This is a genomic window from Desulfogranum aggregans (assembly GCF_055398265.1).
Window position 1 is genome coordinate 2,331,130 of the sequence record NZ_AP042447.1, and the last position, 19,674, is coordinate 2,350,803.

The 19,674-nt window shown below is 41.7% G+C and carries 12 protein-coding genes; 2 read left to right on the forward strand and 10 right to left on the reverse strand.

All coding sequences use genetic code 11. The annotated features are described in order from the left end of the window. Positions 1-7: 7 nt before the first annotated feature. The 7 genes from ACZ52Z_RS10370 to ACZ52Z_RS10400 all read right to left on the reverse strand — a co-directional run bounded on the left by ACZ52Z_RS10370 (position 8) and on the right by ACZ52Z_RS10400 (position 11,652). Positions 8-793, reverse strand: coding sequence for an ABC transporter permease (locus ACZ52Z_RS10370; protein WP_464270666.1), 786 nt, complete (start codon positions 791-793; stop codon positions 8-10). 259 nt (positions 794-1,052) lie between these two features. Next, positions 1,053-3,203 (reverse strand): glycosyltransferase, encoded by a 2,151-nt coding sequence (locus ACZ52Z_RS10375; RefSeq protein WP_464270667.1) that lies wholly within the window; start codon positions 3,201-3,203, stop codon positions 1,053-1,055. Positions 3,204-3,645: 442 nt separating this feature from the next. Next, a complete protein-coding gene (locus ACZ52Z_RS10380) occupies positions 3,646-5,622 on the reverse strand; it encodes an acyltransferase family protein (protein ID WP_464270668.1) in 1,977 nt (658 codons plus the stop codon). 259 nt (positions 5,623-5,881) lie between these two features. Continuing rightward, entirely contained in the window at positions 5,882-7,057 is a 1,176-nt protein-coding gene (locus tag ACZ52Z_RS10385; RefSeq protein WP_464270669.1) for a hypothetical protein, read from the reverse strand. 97 nt (positions 7,058-7,154) lie between these two features. After that, complete coding sequence (locus tag ACZ52Z_RS10390; protein WP_464270670.1) at positions 7,155-8,936, reverse strand: glycosyltransferase; 1,782 nt, start codon at positions 8,934-8,936, stop codon at positions 7,155-7,157. A gap of 527 nt (positions 8,937-9,463) precedes the next feature. After that, on the reverse strand, positions 9,464-10,456 hold the full coding sequence (locus ACZ52Z_RS10395) for an NAD-dependent epimerase/dehydratase family protein (RefSeq protein ID WP_464270671.1): 993 nt from the start codon (positions 10,454-10,456) through the stop codon (positions 9,464-9,466). Then, positions 10,456-11,652, reverse strand: a complete 1,197-nt coding sequence (locus ACZ52Z_RS10400) for an NAD-dependent epimerase/dehydratase family protein (RefSeq protein WP_464270672.1) — start codon at positions 11,650-11,652, stop codon at positions 10,456-10,458. Before ACZ52Z_RS10400 ends, ACZ52Z_RS10395 begins: the two co-directional genes overlap by 1 nt. Before the next feature lie 351 nt (positions 11,653-12,003). On the opposite strand from ACZ52Z_RS10400, the gene ACZ52Z_RS10405 reads away from it, so the two are divergent. After that, positions 12,004-12,951, forward strand: a complete 948-nt coding sequence (locus tag ACZ52Z_RS10405) for an IS1595 family transposase (protein WP_464270673.1) — start codon at positions 12,004-12,006, stop codon at positions 12,949-12,951. 666 nt (positions 12,952-13,617) lie between these two features. Then, the gene (locus tag ACZ52Z_RS10410; protein WP_464270674.1) at positions 13,618-15,027 is read left to right on the forward strand and encodes an IS4 family transposase; all 1,410 of its coding nucleotides are present in this window, start codon (positions 13,618-13,620) and stop codon (positions 15,025-15,027) included. A 170-nt stretch (positions 15,028-15,197) separates the two neighbouring features. On the opposite strand, the gene ltrA is transcribed toward ACZ52Z_RS10410, so the two are convergent. The 3 genes from ltrA to ACZ52Z_RS10425 all read right to left on the reverse strand — a co-directional run bounded on the left by ltrA (position 15,198) and on the right by ACZ52Z_RS10425 (position 19,653). Beyond that, a complete protein-coding gene (gene ltrA / locus ACZ52Z_RS10415; protein WP_464270675.1) occupies positions 15,198-16,565 on the reverse strand; it encodes a group II intron reverse transcriptase/maturase in 1,368 nt (455 codons plus the stop codon). A gap of 773 nt (positions 16,566-17,338) precedes the next feature. After that, the gene (locus ACZ52Z_RS10420) at positions 17,339-18,406 is read right to left on the reverse strand and encodes a glycosyltransferase (protein ID WP_464270676.1); all 1,068 of its coding nucleotides are present in this window, start codon (positions 18,404-18,406) and stop codon (positions 17,339-17,341) included. A 152-nt stretch (positions 18,407-18,558) separates the two neighbouring features. Then, on the reverse strand, positions 18,559-19,653 hold the full coding sequence (locus tag ACZ52Z_RS10425; RefSeq protein WP_464270677.1) for an SDR family NAD(P)-dependent oxidoreductase: 1,095 nt from the start codon (positions 19,651-19,653) through the stop codon (positions 18,559-18,561). Between the last annotated feature and the right edge of the window lie 21 nt (positions 19,654-19,674).

Genomic DNA, 19,674 nt, shown 5'->3' on the forward strand with positions numbered 1-19,674 from the left:
TTCTTATCTATAACATTTTGATAATTTTTGAAGAGTTGGCACGCATCCAAATTAGCCCAACTTTAACCAGCAGCAAAACCAATAGTAGAAGAAGGGTGAACTCTCCCAAATCGTATACCTCACCAGTGAGAACTATATTTCGGGCAGATGGAAGAATCCACATCATCGGATTAAACTGTAATATGAACTTGAACTGTTCTGGTATACTGGGTGAATCAACGAGTCTTGTTGTAGGATAAAGCACCGGACTAATAAAAAAACCAGCTCTAAGTATATAGGAAATTAATTGACGTATATCTGAAAAAAATACACTAACCACTGAAGAAAAAAGACCAACTCCATAACTTAAAAGAGCTACAATAAACAAAAGTGGAACAATTGCCAATACGTTAAAACTAATAATTGAAAAATTAAATATAACGACTATAAACATTCCTACGAATGCAAAGAAAAAATTAGTTACAACAGGAATGGCAATAAGAACAGGTAAGGGAAAGGCTATCTGCCGAATAACCTGTTTGCTGCCAGATATCACATTCAGAGTAGCCATGATACTTTTTGTAAAAAACTGCCAGATTACAATTCCAGTTAATACAAAAATATGATAATCTTCACCTCCTCTGCCAAAGACACCCTTGACGAGGAAATAATATATAGCCATCATTATTAATGGATCGAGAATCCACCAGATCCAACCCAGTTTGGTTGAAAGAACAGTGGTTCTTATATTAATTCCTACTAGTACTTTAAAGGCCTGGAAATGATCATGTGTATTACGAACAAGTTGAAGCATGGTATATTTTTATGGGGGGGGGAGGGGGAGACAGAATTAATGTAAGCACCAGGTAAGCCACTCCCTGGATCACTCTAGCTTGCTTTTTATTTTTCCTAGCATTCCAAGGTAGCATTGTTTCATGATCACGCAACACCTGTGACCCCGTGAAAGGGGCTCAATATGTAGCTCACCTCTCTACCTAACGGATATTAGCAAGTCGTTAGCTAACACTGGTTTGGGCCGGTAATATAGGCTTCCTCTGCTGATACCAATCAGTTTACTCTATAGGTGAGTTCTTTACTTCACGAATAGTGGAAAGATCAACTAACATTTCAGGAGGAGCTGCAAATTTTCTGTGTTTTTCTGGAAAATCTATATAAGCTTTTTCTTCGCTCAGAGTCGCATGCCAACGTGAAAAAGAATCACGATATTTTGCTCGCACCTCCGATAATCCTCCGCCGTGGGGCCGAATTCCGTGGGTAGTATGATTAGTAAGACTGTTTGGAGTATCAAGACAAATCATAGCTATGGTTTGGGTGGCTTGAAATGCCGGACCAAATATCTTGCGTGCTCTTTCGATTAACTCGCTATCAGCACCAAATCGGATTGAATCCCAGTGCCCCAATCTTTCCTTGAATGTTTTTGCCTCAAATAATGCCGAGATAGATGCTAGTCGAGCAGCTCCGTCAAACGAAGTTTTTCCTCCTTTTACGCAGAAGTTTGTAAATTGACCTTGCTCAGTTACCCTAATCATATAGGCGATGCTGAATTTTATCCCTGGTTCAGCGAGCAAGGGCGATAATTGTTGTTCGATACGCTGTGGGTGAGACCAGTCATCGGCGTCATGACCTGTAATATAAGTACCTGTTGCATGCATCAGGGCTCGGTTCTTTGAAACATAAGGTCCGACGTTAACAGTGTTACGGAGAACTTTAATCCTTGAATCTTCGGTGGCCAAGGATTGTATGATTTGCCATGTATCATCAGTGCTAGCATCATCTACGATGATAAGTTCTATGTTTTTCCACGTTTGATTGAGAATGGAAGAGATGGAGTGAGCAATCGTTGTCTCAGAATTGAAAGCGGGCATTATAACGCTTACCTTAGGTCCCTCTGCAAGGGAATACCCGGGATTCGATGAAATTCTATAAAAAAGTGGTTTTTTACCCTGCTGCAGTTGTAATGGAGCAAGTTGAAATTGTTTTAGGTAAGAGTTAACATTCTGAGTCCATTTCGTGTCATTTTTTATATATTTATTGGCATAAAAGAGGACTGAGACGTTGTTGTCATTGTCACTTCCATGTAATTGCAAGAACTTAATTGCTTTTTTTGTTGTTTTTTTCTGTTCAATCAATGATGCTTCAAAAACAACACGTTTAGGTATAGGAGAGGGACCTTTTCGCAATTTCAGTTTTTTCTGGAAATGCATGATACCAACTCCAGTAGCAGCAAATGGTAGTTTTGCCAGTCCCAAAGGTGTTCGGGTATGCTTGCTGATCACATTTCTCAGACGGTAAGTGGTAGAGCTTCTGATTCTCTTGATAGTGTTTTTGTATTTTTGTGCAGACTTTTGTTCAACAGATATACGTTTCTTAAGTTCCTCGACGGTTTGCCTTTCTTGATCTAATTGTTCCTCGACGGTTTGCCTTTCTCGATCTAATTTTAGGCGGAGAGTATTAATTTCTCGATCCTTGTACTTTATCTGTTTATTAAAGGCCGACTTAAGGTCATCCCGCATTTTGAAAAGGTCATCACGTTCTTTGTGAAACATTGCAATGATGCGCTCAAGCTGATAGATAATCTTTTCTTTGGAGTCCTCGAATTGAGGTGCTTCCTTTTCGGGGCCAAGATCTAAAAAACTTAGATTGCTACGTGAGTCAAACTCGGCAAGAGCCTTCTGTAGGTCTCCTTCAGCACCAATATGCGTCCAGAATTGTTCGAACTCGACCTTGGGGTTGCTAATATCAATATGAAAAATTTGGGTTTTATCTTTTAAGAATAAGTTAATGTTTTCAGTGACTGTTCTAATATAGTCGAGACAGGGGTCGATTCCAAGAAGGCGAGATTGGAGTATACCGCGAGCGTATGCCAGAACAATCATTCTTGGGTACGTCCAACGTTTGTTATAGCTCTCAGCTACATCCTCTGCAGCCCTGTATAGATGAACATAGACAGCGTCGTTCCCGTATTTTTCATCAATCCTTCCCAAAAACCATGCCAATCGATTGTCGATTTCGATATGGAAGTCAGGGTAAGCTAGGCGTTCATCACCAAGTTTTGTGCACCGAGTCTCATGGCCCGATGTAAAGTTGGATATATGAGTACATGCCTTTGCAAAAGTTTTCGATCCACATCGCCCCGTGGAAAGAACAAATACGTTTCGTGGCCGATTAGATTCCTCGCCGGATTTATTGAAAGCCTCTTCCATTAGGGTAGCTCCACTAACTCTTATTAGATTATTGTCAACACCGTGGCATTGATTCCCGATAACCTTTAACTGGACTTCTAAGTCAATAGCTGCGGCAATCGAGATAATTGAAGGTTGAACCTTGCATTAAGTATTGGGGTGAACTTTGAGGAGGTGGTTAGCCTTTGTAAGCGTATTGATTGAACAGCTTTCTTGCTATCTGGCCAAGAGCATCATTTCCCAGGCTTCACAATACGCATTTTTTGTTCCAAAGTTATTCTTCATGAAACACAGAGCAAAATACTGTTTGAGCTTATGTTTGCCAAGCACTTCATGTGCTCCTTTATTCATTGTTTGCATCATTTTTGATCAGTAGAAATCGTTTTAAAATTTGTACATACTCGTTTACCTGATCCATATATTGATCAATCAAACGACAATAATCTCTCTTTTCTAATAAAATCTACTGGAAATTTAACCGTTTCTTCAATTGAGAAAGCCAGTAAATCGATCCATCCGGTGAGAGATGATGGTGATCTCGATGAGTTGATTGACCATTTTTCATGAAAAAATTGCATGTATTATTGGGACACTGGACATCTCTCACTTGAATAAATTCTGGAACTAACTGCTCGATAGTTTCATTATATGCTAACTCTCGTTCTACTCTGCTTTGATCCGGGACGCATCGCCTTTCAATTGCTTCATTAGAAATCAGATATCGAGGAACACTAGCGCAAAGGGAGATATTATTACCTGGTCGAATAAAATCACCTAGCAAAAGGACATTATGCCCCCTGTTTTTTAACTTTCGAATAATGATATTTGAAGAATTGGCAACCACATCAGGAGAACCACGTTTGGCACTCGTCAAGATCACGTTTGTCGGTTTATAATCTGAAAGGAATGCCATCATTGCTTTGTTTCGCTCAATACACTTTGCTTGGAGGTCCTCACGGCCATTCAAAGATCTGACATAGTTGCCAAATCCATTTTGTGGTGTACAGCCCGTAGAGTACGCTATGTATATGTTGTAATTTGGAAAAGTGGCTGACATTCCGCCTACTAGATGCAATGCATGGCTATCACCCCATATGAAAATATCTCGATCAGAATTCCTGAAATTTTGGCATGTTAGAAGATCTCTAGGCATATCCGGGGCGAAGGTCATACAATAATTGCGAAGTTGCAAACTACGCCATTCGGAATTTGTTTTAGTGATTCTCTCTTCAGGAATACGACTATCGAAGAATCTCGGAGATATGTACCCTAACCCTGATGTGAGTAATGCAAGAAAAGTCACTCCAACCAGAAAAGTTGGGCTTTTCGCCAATCGTTTATTCGATATTTGACCCTGATTACGAAAAGGCTGTTCAATAAATTTGTAGAAAATATACGCAAGCGTCATTGATGCGCAGACAACCATCACCTGTTCTTCGAGGGTCAAAGCTCTTAGAGTCCAACTTTTCCAGAATACAATGATAGGCCAGTGCACTAAATACAATGAGTAACTGATTAATCCGATTTGAGCAGTGAACAAATTCCTCAGTATCATTCCTAGATAACGTGAAGTTCCCCCCCAAATTACAAATGCAGCGCCGATACAGGGCAGAAGCGCGTTATAGAATGGAAATATACTTTGATCATTCAATGTTAATACGGAATAGGCAATAATTATGAGCCCTACAGCCAAACTGATTTCACGCACACTATTCGGTGCAGGTTGACGCTTGGTAGCCCAAACCATCAAACCTCCTATAACGAATTCGAACACACGAAATGGGAGCATATAAAAAGCTGTTTCTTGACCCGCTGACAGCAGCGATGTTACATAAGCTGGTAACGCTAGATTATGTACTAATTGTGTCTGAATAATTACCCAATTTAAAAAAAAACTTACTCCACCAATAACAATTAAGACTACGGGTAATGATTTCTTTATTTTTATAATAACAACGAGGAATAACGGCCAAAACAGATAAAATTGTTCCTCGACAGCTAAAGACCACAAATGGAGTAAAGGCTTCAATGAAGCATCTAAGTCAAAATACCCAACGGTATTCCAGAAATAAAAATTTGAGACACTTAATACGGCGGCAGAAAAGGAGTTGGTAAAATAGTTAAATTGTTCATCAGAAAAAAGGAGAAAAGCGAACAAATAACACAATAATAATGTTACAAACAATACCGGTAAGAGTCGTCTGCTCCTGCGTACATAGAAATTTGAGAAACTAAATTTTCCGGAAGCCTCGATTTCAACAAGTATCAAACGAGTAATCAAGAAGCCACTTATGACAAAAAAGATATCAACACCAACAAAACCACCTTGAAAGAAAGGGACTTCAACGTGATTGAACAAAACACTTAATACAGCAATTGCTCGAAGGCCATCTATGTCTGATCGATATTCTGTGTTTTTGTTTATTGCTGATTTATTCATAATTTTAACCACTATTTTCCGATCAAATCACCTTAAAATAATTTAAATACAATCAGATATACAATCATCATATTGCAAAAAAAACAATCGGTCACATTAGCCCAATTCAGGCCCTGGTAAATTGAGACTTAAAAGACACAAAACTTTTTTTCAAAAGGATTTATAATCTCTCTAGAGTTGTCGCCTGCAAATGAACATGAGATTGCGAGCAAATGGAGGGGTACCAAATAAGAGAGGAGCAAGGAGGAGACTAATTTTGTTACTTTTTGGCACCTTTTGCGGTCAACAGAATTTGTAGCAAGTAAAAAGGTAATAAAAATGTATTCTTACCCGGTTTAGTTAATGCTTTCACAATGACTTGTCCTATTTGAAAGGTGGGAGAGTTTCTTAATGCAATAAGTTTTTGATCTTTATCATTTAATTTTTGTTGAACTTCAGTCATTTCTGAATTCAGAGCTAATATTTTAATACGATGGTTTTCGTTTTCATCCCTTAAATCGATACATTCTTGAAGATATTTGTTGGCATTTAAAACAGATTTTTCCAAGTCCTTCTTAAGCTTATTGGGCTCAAAATTACCGCTGTGTTTATAGACGCGTTGTGCCTCGATTGCCCAACCTGAAAATTCGTCCATCGCAGCACGACATTCCATTATCGCATCCATGAGAGCGTGTCGATCAAATTGATCCCCACGACATTTTTCTAATTGCGCTTGCAATTTTATTACGTATCTGTTCGTTACTTCGTCGTCATTAAGAACAGCCCGATTAACATACGGTTTAATAATTTTTCTTATAATTTGAGTTATGTCCGCATCGTTACCCCAAAAGCTATCTAACTTTGTATATCTAAGAAGCTCTTTAGCCACTTCAGGTGCTCTATTTGTGAACCAGTCTTCGTAGTGGACGATGAAGCAATTACTACCAGTTTGATAAATTGCCTCTGTAATGTTGGTTAGCCAGAACAATTCCCTTGTGCTCGGGCTATGAGCCTCTTGTCTTGGCATTGACGCTACAACACTTTTCGGTTGCCTCGTCGCGAGAATATATAAAGGGATAAGGTCTAGTTCGTTGAAAACCTGAGTCCACATAGGAATATACAATGCTGTTTGGGGATCTTTGAACCCAAAAATAGTAGAATTATCCCTTAGCCTGTCAGAAATAATAGATTTCAAACGAAACTTTATTTTATTGGTGACTCCTTTGCTAAGCCAACCGTCAGGGGGTGGCATAGTTGTTGGAGACAGATGCTTAGTTAGTTTCGATTGGAGCGCAAATATCTCCGAGTCTTCATATGGAGCAAATGGATTATGCTCTTCAGCAGAAATCATATCCTTTGAAACAGTCATGCCAAAGCTATCCAATAATTGCATGAGGATAGAGGCTCCTGACCTGCTAGGTCCAATGATGACAATGATGTGTTTGCGGTTTTTCATAGCAGGTATCAGTTTTGTATATATTTTTCCGAAATTTAAACGAGTGTTGTAGTATGTAATACTACATTTTTTTTAAAAAAACTAATAATCGGCTACATTAAACAATAAAGCAAGGGGCTTCCTTCCTTGAAGATATTTTGATTGAGTTATGCTTTAGTTCTTCTTCGTCGATTTGCCATGTATGGTTGAATGATTTTTTTCTACGGACAACAGCCATATTAAATACATCAGTTGTCACAATGTTTACAGGTGTGTCTATAGAGGCAAGAAAGACATTGTCTGACCCTTTTGGAATGTCATTGTCCCATGGGTATTTTTTCATAAGTTGTGTTGTTGCACCAATGGTATTTCCTGATACATACATTTTTCCAGGATATTTTTGGTGATTATATGGTATCAGACAAAGTGGTGATCTATTGCTCTTTTTTGTGTACCAGTAGGACTCATCTGACTCATAGTATGTAAAACGAGATTGAGATTTTCCAAATAGATCAATGTCTAGTGCTTTTGTGTATAACATCATGTCAGAAATGTAATGTTCAGAATACAAGTCATCATCATCCATTTTAAAGCAATAACTGCCATTAGCAGAAGCTACACCCATATTAATGGATAAACCTAATGTTGTTTCTTCTGGGACAACTAGTAACCGAATGTTACAATCTTTTTCTTCTATTTTAGCTTTTGTTATAGAGGATGATAATGGTCCGTTGTAAATAATTATCATTTCTTTGTTTTTATATTTTTGATTTTTAAATGTTTTTATACAATTTTCAATATGACTTTCTCGCTTTGAAGCAAATAATGTTGAAATGAGTGGCAAGCTGTTATTAATTAAGGGAACACTAGCAGCCTGGCAAATTGTTTGAAATCGATGGGTAAAAGTATGCTCTGAATTAACTTTTCTCCAAGCGAGGTGAGCAAGTTTTTCTCTGTATAAGTCATCTTCTTTGAAACGATATAATTCTGTGAGAATATCTGAGTTATTTTTATGTTGAGCAACAATGTCTTTTCTAATGTCATCTTTTAATAATTCCCCTAAATGTAAAACAGGTGTTCTGCAAGCAGCACATTCCAAAGCCATCCATTGTTGAGTTGTACGCGTTGCCAAGCTTTTTGATATCATTAAAAACGCAGATGCATATTTGAGCGCAACAATGCGGCTAGCAAATGTAACACAACCAAGAATATTATTGTTGAGATCATCAAAAAAAGAAATTCTTCCCTTAAGTAATTTATACCTTGACTCTATAATAGACAGACCATATTTTTTTACATCTTTTAGTAGAGTTACGTGTTCGCCGTACTCCTCAAGGTCACATATGCCGTCATAAAGAACATTAAGAGAGGCACTTCTAGAAAAATCATATTCACGGAAGGGGTGGTAGATTGCAGGTTGGATAGCTGGTAGCAAAACAGTAGCTTTTATCCCTGCGTTACAGAGTGCTTCTACTGATCGAGTGTCTGCACAAAAAACATAATCAAAATATGCTGCAATATTTTTGTAGTGTTCAATATACTGGAAATCTTGAGTAATCCAAAAAACAGAAGGTACATTATTCTTCTTCGCTAAACTAAGAATTCTAATGACATCACTTGGACCTTTTGATAAATTATTTAGAGGTAGATGCCAATCTCCTGTAGCTGTAGCAATGCAAGATTCTACTAACAAGAGGTCAGGTCCACCATGCATCATGGTTTCTTCCCAACTATTTTCTGTCAGCAAAAGTAAATTGCATTCGTAGCGGAACCCGTGAAACAGTCGTTCACTAACGATAGCAGCGATTTTTATGGATGTATTTACTGTTTTTTTAATAGGCGAGATATGTGGCACATGCGGTTGCCAGAACTTTATATTGTCTAGTATATTTTTTCGCATTTTTTTCTTACGGCAAACGTTTGTAAAAGGCTTACTCAGTGCCGATATCAACCAACGTAACCTCAAATTCTAGTTTTCGAAATTGTTGCGTCGGTGGCTCAATCATCCTGAAATTGTTATTTGAAAAAGCGTTTTCCATTTATTTGTTTAAACTCAAGTTTCTGAGTTTTCATATGCTACTGTAAATAAGCTGTTGCTTGATGTTGCACTTAAGGCAAAGCCTGGCTATTCGCCGCATTGTCTCGACCATGCTGAGGTCATCTTTCTCGTCACTGCAGGCATAGAAAAGGGAACCGAGCGCGTTTTGGGGTCATCATGATAGCGTTGCTTATCTGGCAGGAAAACATAACGACTCATAGCGATACTAATATGTCGGATCAAGCCGCCATACGTAATGATTTTAGATTTTCAGTCAAACCAGAATCTTGAGATGAAAAATGAAACTGGTCTCTGAAAAGCAAAGCATGCCATAGTAAGGGATAAGCTGACAAAACGATAGTATCCTCATGTAAGACCTGTCTCGTATCTCAGCTCTTCTCTATTGCCAATCCACGGTACCAATTTACAGTTTTTAAGAGACCTTCTTCCAGTGTTGTTTCTGCCTGCCAGCCCAGTATATTTTTTGCTTTTGTCGTATCCGAAAAGTTTCGCTTCACATCGCCTAATCTTTTTTCTGCGTATTCAAGTTTAATTGACTTCGTAGGATCTTTTTTTGCATATATGTTAACAAGATGCTCGGCAATCCAGCCAACAGTAGTCTCTTCACTTGTTGCTATCTGGAAGGTCTCGCCCCCTATGCCAGGTTTCTCTGCTGCGATACGAATGCCCTTAACCAGGTCATTTATGTAAAGAAAATCTCGAGTCTGACTACCATCACCATAAATTATTACTGGCTCATTGCTTTCAATCTTCTTTATAAATTTAGCCACTACACTGTTTTTTTTTCCCGAAAAAGGCCCGTATACGTTGCTAAATCGAAGTACTACTGTCTCAATGTCAAAGGTCCTTGAGTACGCAGAACAATAGCCTTCTCCAGCAAGCTTGCTTGCTCCGTATGGTGAAACTGGGTGAGGTGGCATCTCTTCATGGATAGGTGGTGTACACTCACCGGCAGGGGCCCCGCTTGAAGCAAATATGAAGCGCTTCACTTTGTGAATTCTGGCACCCTCAAGATAATTAAAAGTACCAATGACATTTGTAACGCAATCCTTACGAGGATTTTCAACTGACAAAGGGACGCCGGTGTTGGCTGCAAGATGGAGGAGAACATCAATGCCATCACAGCAACTTACAGCCAACGCCTCATCCAGTATGTCGCCAGCTATCAATTGGACCGCCCCTTCATCGCGAAATGGTGTCGGTTGATTACCTTCAACAAAAGTGCATACACTACCTAGTTCCTCGCGAGTACCTACAGATAGATTGTCTACTACTCGGATATTGTGACCACCTTCATTAACGAGATCCTTAATGACCTTTCTGCCGATAAATCCACATCCGCCAGTGATGAGCCAATTCATTACCATTTCACGCCCCTAAATATAACGTCTTTTCGTATATTTTTTTTTGACGTTTCAACGACATGAAACATAGCCTTCAGCGATTTATCTGTTAAGTAATGCGGTTCAACTCCAAGGTCGAGTAACCCCTGATAAGTTGGATTGTAATAATGTTCTTCTGCTTCTTTACGGGGGTTTTCAATCTCTTTTATCTCGACAGCATAGCCTAATTCTCTTCCTACTTTCTGAACTTTTCGGGCAAGTTCATTTACCGAGAAGGTTTCCATGATTTGATTGTAAATTTTAAGTTCACCTTTGTTGGGCGGATTCGTGACACTTTTATGGATGCACTGCAGAGTGTCATTAATGTTTATATATCCTCTAGTCTGTCCCCCCTTACCATACACTGTCAGCGGATATCCTACAATGGCCTGGGTTATGAACCGGTTTAAAACCGTACCGAATATTTCATCATAGTTGAATATTGTTTTTAAACGTTCATCTATTGCAGATTCCGGTGTTTCTATTCCATAAACAGGTCCTTGCATTAAGTCAGTTATCTGTAGCCCCCACATGCGAACAGCAAACCACATAAGATCCGTGTCCATGATCTTTGTAGTGTGGTACAGAGAACTAGCCTGCCTGGGAAATAAGAACCTATCCTTTCTGCCCTTGTGCTCAATGTCAAGCCAACCTTCTTCTATATCAATATTTGGAGTGCCATATTCTCCCATGGTTCCTACATGAACCACATGGGTTTCGGGGCTCAAGTCACGGATAGCAAACATTAAGTTGTTGGTGATAAGCAGATTATTGACGATAGTCGTATTCGCATATTTGTAGTTCAAGAGTGAGTAGGGAGCAGATGGTTGCTCTGCATAATGAACAACGGTTTTCGGGATTCCCGTAAAGGTATCGTCAATAGCCCATTGATATTGTACCCGTCCCTCAAAAAAGGAGCGCATCAGTTCTGGCTCCTGCAGGTTTCCGATCACTACTTTGATTTCTTTACCTGTCTTTTTATGCCAAATTTTGGCGCGTTCAATAAGTGTAGGAACAGGGTAAAGCATGCCAACATCTAGCTCGGTGCAGGCATTACGGCGGAAGTAATTATCCACTGCGGTAACCTGATAGCCAAGTTTTGAAAAATACATAGCCGTGGGCCAACCCAGGTAACCGTCTGCACCAAGAATTAAAATGTGATTGTTGTTTTTCATTCTATTTCAGGGTTTCCTTAATAATGTGTCTTGAGCCGAAACACATTGGCTCATGATCTTTGACAACTCGCACGCTGTGGGACTAACCAGCACAGACCCTTTATCACCCCCCCACTATGACGTTGAAAAAAGGGAGCATACGATGAATATAGAATCATTAGACGACATGGAGCTTTTCGCCCTTTGTCTTTTTTAATCCCTGACCTGTTCCTCGTACCCATCAAAAAATGCGTCAAATTTTGAATTGTGATTACCACTGATTTTCAGCCACATTTATTTTGGGGGTTCGTCACTATATGACAAACCCGCTATGTCATAATTCTCCAAGAGCAAATTAAGCGGAGGATAGACATGGCGAAAAATCAAATTCAATTTCAGAAGGGCTTGGGTTTAACCAGTTCTCTTTCCCAGTATGGCGACGAAGCAAAATGCTACCAAGCCTTGTTTACATTTCGGTGGCCCAATGGGTTTAAATGCCCGCGATGGGGCCACCCCGGACATTGCCACATTGCATTACGTAAAGTTCTCCAGTGCAATTATTGCCATGCCCAAACATCTTTGACTGCCGGGACCATATTTGCGGCAACCAAGTTGCCGCTCACCGTTTGGTTTCTTGCGATATACCTGCTTACCCAGTCAAAGAGCGGTATCTCTTCGTTAAGCCTGGGGCGGCCCCTTGGCGTTTCTGCAAACACTGCGTTACGCATGAAGCATAAGCTCCAGCAGGCAATGAAAGAAAGAGACGACACCCAACCATTGCAAGCATTGGTTGTGATTGATGATGCATACTGGGGCGGCAAGAAAAAGGACGGCATTCGAGGCCGCGGCGCAACGGGAAAAACACCCTTTGTGGCGTCTGTCTCGCTTACCGAGGAGGGGCATCCGGTAAAAATGCGCCTGAGCCGTGTAAAAGGTTTTACACAACAAGAGCTCAAAGCATGGGCAAAGGTGCATTTAGCTCCCAACACGCTGGTGGTATCTGATGGCCTTAACTGCTTCCCTGGAATAAAGAAGGCGGGCTGCAAGCACGAACCAATCATAGCATATACAGACAAAGGATATGATGAGTATGGTGTTTTCAAATGGGTCAATGTCATGATCGGCAATGTTAAAAATGGGCTACATGGTACTTACCACCATGTGAGCTCCCGTCACCTGCCAAGGTATCTTGCTGAGTTCTGCTATCGGTTCAACCGAAGATTTGAGTTGCATACCATGGTCGACAGGTTGGCATTCATGGCAATGCGAACGCCGCCGATGCCACAGCGTCTACTAAAGTTGGCTGAAGTTCGTTGGTAATCACATTTTGAATTGTATTTGGCGCAACACAGCTTCAGAATAATGTTGGCATAACCACCTTCCACCAAGCCTCTGATCTTTTTTCGTAACCGTGAAAATCGAAGATATTGCAAGCACCACCAGATTCGGTTACCTGGATCCAGGCTTGACTGACCGCCAAAAGTGGTCCATGAAAATGCCAAAGCACTGCAAGTAGCGAAATAGCAGGCAAGGCAGGATGAAATTGATAGAAATGCGGTTGAGGGCAAGTTCGGTCATGGCAAACGCCGCTAAAGTTTGAACCGGATCATAATCAAGCTGTCTTGTAACAGTGAAACCGCAATTGTGATCAGTTTCTTGGTAATGAACCCGAAGCGATGGCTGTCCATCATCATTTTATTACTTTTTCAAAGAACAAAAGCTCGATTTGCATTTGCGAGTGTTTGGTGGACGCCTCATCAACTTGTTTACCTTTTGGCCGGGTTCGTAGTCATCGAAGCTGTAAACGGTTAATCGTTGTTCAGTAAACCCTATTTAATTTCAACTCAAGTTTCTTACTTGTTGAGCCAAGCGACTTTTCGCATGGCAACCATATAAAATTATTAGATATTAACGTGAAAAGCCTTTCACTTTTTGACACATTGATTTCTGCGAAAAAGTCAACAATATCAAAAAGGAAAGGCTTAAATGGACATTACCAAACAATACTACGAGCAGCAAGAAGCAAAGCGACTGCATGATCGGGTTGCATCCTTTATCAGTGACTTCAAGGTCGGTACCCTGCTTAACCGCAGCGGCATCAGCAAAATGCGAGGAGCCAAGCCGCTGGAGTTGTTTACTGTCATCTTCTTGCTGCCATTTCAAGGGGTGAACTTTGCCCAGGGAATTGTTGGCAACCCCGCACTGGGGTTCCAGAAGGATGCTGCCTACGATTTCCTCAAGAGCCCAAAGCATAACTGGCGGAAGTTCATGCTCGGCTTGGTTGAGCTCGTTGTTCGCTTCTTTGATGTGCTGACTGATGAGCAGCGAGAAAAGGTACTGATTTTTGATGACAGTACCTACGACAGATCTCGGTCCAAAGTTGTAGAGTTGCTGTCCTGGATTTATGACCATAACAGCGGCAAGAGCCTCAAAGGTTTCAGGCTGTTGACGCTGGGCTGGTCTGACGGAGCCAGTTTCTTGCCGTTGGATTTTGTACTGTGCGCCTCGACAAAGCCTGACAAGCGTCTCCAGGGAATCCGTAAGCAGATGGATAAGCGCTGTTGTGGATACAGAAGGAGGCAGGAGGCGATAACCAAATCGACTGCTCACCTGGAAACCATGGTCAAACGGGTGCTGGCCAGGGGGGTACATGCCGACTATATCCTGATGGACAGTTGGTTCTGTTTTCCTTCTCTGCTTGCGGTTCTTGGTCAATATTTGCCAGTTATCTGCATGGCGAAAAATATGCCCAAGATATTCTATCGCTATCAGGGGAAGTGGCTGACTCTCGGCAGGCTGTTTAGCCAGTTGAAAAAAAGACCCGGCAAGGCAAGAATACTTGCCAGTGTGGTAACGGAGACCAAACAGGGGCAACAGGTCAAAATCGTCTTCGTTCGTCACCACCAAAAACGGAAATGGCTGGCGGTGCTGTCGACCAGGATTGATTTGCCTGATGATGAAATAGTGCGGATCTACGGCAAGCGCTGGGACATTGAGGTGTTCTTCAAAATGATGAAGCACTACCTGAATCTTGAACGGGAAACCCAGTTGCGTGATTATGACGGAATGGTAGCGCATATCACCATCGCTATGTCCCGATACATATTCCTGTCGTTTGAGCAGCGATGTCATGATGATCCGAGAACCCTTGGGACCCTCTTTTTCGCCTGCAGCAGCGAAATGAGAGACCTTAATCTGCTTGAGGCACTGCAACGCTTGACCAGCCTTGCCATGGAGAAAGTACGTAACGTGGGCATCGTGACTGAAGATGTCGTGCTTTTGCTGGTTGATACGATCATGAGCGTTGCAGTTGACACAATTCAAAAGAGCCGGAAAATGTCTTGTTTTAATGACAGTATTTTAGTGAGTAGAACTAACTGTAGAGTAGAGCGCTAATAATCAGCATTTCCCAGACCTTATACAGACGCCCCGCCGCACGCGGCTACTACGTGTCTGAAAAGTCGCTTGTCCTATCAGCGCCCCCTCGTCAAACCGGACATGCGATTTTCCCGCATCCGGCTTTCCTGTTGTTTTCACATCATCACTCTCGCGGTGGAGGTCAGGCTTTATAGACGGATCAGGCCAAGGTGCTCGTACACAAACCCATACCATGTCATCCCTTCCGGTGGGCGGACAGGACGCTGACTCCGACGTTTAAGGTGCTTAACAAACCGGTGGCAAAGAAAGTAGTTCATGCGCTGAAATCTCATTCCATGGTGAAAACGATTAAAGTAGTGCTTCCACCCCGCCACCTGACGGTTAACTCGAGCGACCAGTTCCGCAATTGGAATATACGTCGTCTGCGCGTTCACTAGTTGGCGGACAGATTCCCGCTGACGAGAGCAGGCTTTCTCACTCGGCTCGACGCTGAGATAAGACTGTCCGGAATTATACATACTGTGCTTGAAACGGAAGGTATAACCAAGGAAATCGAAGCTCTCCCCAGTTTTTCTGAGGTTACGGACAGAGGTCTTCTCTTTATTAATCGACAGCCCCATCCATACCTCAACAGTATCTTCCACCCAAGTAAGCATTTTCGGCCCAATGTATCTTGCCAGAATAACAAAATCGTCCGCGTAGCGGACAATGTGTGCCTTGGCAAAGCAGGCCGGTCCATCTTTAGCATGAAACTTCTTGTCCAACCAGTGCAGATAAAGGTTGGCCAGCAGCGGCGATATTACTCCCCCCTGCGGTGTCCCCATTTTCCTGCAATCAGCACCCGGTGGTCGACGCTGCCCCTTGGGCGATTCCTGCACTGGTGCTTTCAACCACATGCGAATCAGACGAAGAACACTCCGATCCGATACCCGCATTCCCATGCACGCCATCAACTTATCGTGCGGAATGGTATCAAAATACGCCCTCAGGTCAGCATCATAGACTGCGGTATAACCCTTCTCGACAACGGTCTGTATTTCAGACAGTGCATCGTGGGCCGACCTCATTGGTCGAAATCCATAGGAACTTTTAAGGAAATCCGCCTCAAAGATTGGTTCCAGAATCAGCTTGGCGGCAGTCTGTATAACTCTGTCACGAACTGTGGGGATCCCCAGAGGACGTTCTCCGCCATTAGCCTTTGGAATCATTACCCGTCTTACCGCTTGCGGCTTGTAGAGCTTTGCCTTCAGCAGGGTATGTATCTCCTCAAGAAAGGCTTGCTCTCTACCGGGAGAGGTCTGTATCTGCTTGGTACTTATTCCATCCACCCCTGGTGCACCCCCGTTACGGACCACCAGAGCCCAGGCCGCCGCAAGTACGTCTTGCCGGTAAATCCGGTCATACAAAGAATAAAACCGAAATCCCGGCTCCCGCTTCGCTTTGATGTACAGTTTCTTCCTCAGCTTGAAGAGTGGTTCGGGCAGACCAAGTTGATTCACCTGAAAGGCAGGCGACAACAAAGAGTCTACATCTTCCGTAGTGGTCTTTTCAGACAAGCGGCACTCTCCTTCCGATTTCAAAACACATCAACAGTAAGGCCCCTTCGCTCCACGGGAGTTACCCCGCTTCAACACTACTATGGACCTCTCCGACTCCCACTGTCCCGGCAATCAAGGTTATGTATTCCCTCAACGCCGTCAGGGTACGACCCTCAGGGCAGTGGGCCTCCCAGGTTCCTGACTGTTCTTTCTCCACGTGCCGTCCCCAAACACCCCGAGGAGCCATGCCGCTGCAAGCGTTGGTTTCTTCACGACATGTGCAGGCTTCACCATTTCGGGCAGGCTGGCCACTCCCATAGAATTTACGAGGCCGAATCGGGTTCATTTACATTACGGCTCATGGATTCGTCCACCGGGGCTTCGACTGCACTGTTACCAGATACAACCGCCCGGCTTCCTACATACCCAACCAACAATTTATATGGTAAGCTCCTTTCAGCTTACAAGATCAGCCAGACTTTGCCTGGCGCACCCGAAACTTAAGGTTCAAGTGGTTGAGAAATATTCAGGAATAGACCATTGGAATTCTAGCAGGACCTAGCAGTACTGCGTTTCGGCGCCATACTGAAAAAAAGTACAGAACTCTAGGCCTTCTGAAACTGAATTTAATTTTCCGCCAAGACAATCTTCCCTTTGACGTGCTTTTGGAAAATTACGACATGACCACTTTACCACCTACCGACAAACCTCTAAATTAAATTTGCTAAAATAATACAAGAAGCCCCCTTATCCTGCAAATATGAGAAAGACCCCAAAATTTCCTTCTCACTTCAACTCCCCCAGCGAACAGTCCTATTACCTTTCATTCCACTAAGCAGCCCCAAGAAAGCACCACTTATTGATAAAACATAATAATAACACAACCTAATGATTCTTTTTTTTGCTTTACTAGAATATTTATTTCCATCATTTTGACAAACAGCCCTGCCAAATGCAGATAATATAAAAATTAAACAAGGCGGAATTACTGCTACTAAATAGTAAAAATTCATTCCAACAATGGACAATATGATACCTGACACAATATATGCCAGCAGTGCAGGAAAAACCAGCCTTCTCAGTAAAATCTTTGTGACAACCTGCAAGGAAAAAAAGCCATATTTAAAAGGATTTAAAATCTCCTTTACCAATACCAAAGAATAAACAGCTCTCTCTCCAATTCTTTTTTTCCGAGAAAAAATATCCTCAAAACTCTCACTCAAGGCCTCTACAGCAAGAGCTGCTCCATCATAAACAATTCGATAACCTTGGAGTACAACATACAAAGGACGCAACAAATCGTCATTTGCATCTTTTGGCAACTCGACCACCAAACTTGACCTGACAGCGAACAAGGCCCCACTCCCCCCAACCGGCATAGTGACCAAGCCCTCAAGACTTTTAACCCATTGAGAAAATTGCAAAAAAAATGATTCTTCATGAGCGACACCATTCACAACGCCCTCACCCACGTTAACAAGTCGCCCGACTACACACCCTACTTTTTCATCACAGAACTTCGATGCTACACTTAGCAAACAATTGGAATCGAGCATACTCGACGAGTCAGTAAAAAGAATAATATCGCCAGAGGTTTCCCTAAAAGCCAAGTTCTGACATGCAGTTTTCCCTATCCTCCCTTCGTAACGCAACAGGCAAATACCCTTATGGGCATAACTACGTACTATTTCATCAGTCAAATCATCACTACCATCAGAAAAAACAAAAATCTCAAGTAAAGAATTTGGATAATTTAAGCTTAAAGTGTTTTCAATCTTCTCACCAATCACTTTTTCTTCATTATAACATGCTATTATTACTGAAATTTTCGGCAAATTACCTTTAGTATCACCATACAAGGGTTGCTTGCTTTTAAAAAAAGGGGGTACTCGCGACCAAAAAAATAGCAAAACAGGGTACAACAAATGAACATATAACAAAAATATCAAACTGAAAAAAAAAATTAACTTTAACGAGAAAAGCATATCAACGAATCACCTGTCCTGTTTTTCTAATCATTTTCTCCTGGCCAATAACGTTTTGCCGGGTGTTCGTCCGAAACAGTCTGTACCAACAAATTATTCTCTCTCAAGAACTCAAGTAATCTCTTTTGAGTCATAGGTTTTTCATTAGATGAATTATATGGGTTACTCACCTTATCCGAAATTATATTTTCATAGTCATATGATATATCACGATATACACCACGAAAAGCCGGGAGGACAACAAAGTAATCTGGCAATTCTACAGCCCTTCGCATCTCCTCATCGCTCATTAATTCTTCGTAGAGCTTCTCACCAGGCTTTGTACCAATCTCAACAATTTCTATCCCCTTTGGATCATAACCATATTTTGGAGCTAACTCCGATATCATTACTTCAGCGAGGTCCCTGATCTTAACAACAGGCATCTTGGTAACAAACACTCCACCACCGCGTGCTATAGCAGCTGAATCTATGACTAATTTGACAGCCTGTTCCTTTGTCATCACAAAACGCGTCATGTCGGGATGGGTCAACGTCACAGGCCCGCCAGTAAATATCTGCCTTGCAAAAATTGGAATTACCGACCCACTAGAACCGAGAACATTCCCAAATCTTGTTGATGCAAATATCGGGCCTTTGCCCCTTGTGTTACTATTTGCGGCAGTCATCAATCGTTCCCCCATGAGCTTTGATGTGCCCATAACATTAGTTGGGTTCACAGCCTTGTCAGAACTCGTGAATATCACTTTTTCAACCTGACAATCTGTTGCTGCGAGAATGACGTTTTGAACACCATTAATATTTGTCTGCACCGCTTCATAGGGAGAACGTTCACATAATATTACATGTTTTAATGCGGCAGAATGGAACACAACATCTATACCTGCCATCTTCCTTGTAATTTTTTCACGATCTCTAATATCAGCCAAATAAAACTGGGCTCTTTTATCTTTAATAAATTTTTGCTCTAAAAAGAACAATTCACTCTCATTATTATCTAGGCCAATGACTTCATCAGGTTCATACCCACCTGTAAGCAATAATTCTATAAGACTTGAGCCAATAGTTCCGCATGCTCCGGTAACAAGAACCCTCTTTCCCTCAAGACAATACAGACTCATAATTAACACACCAAAAAATAT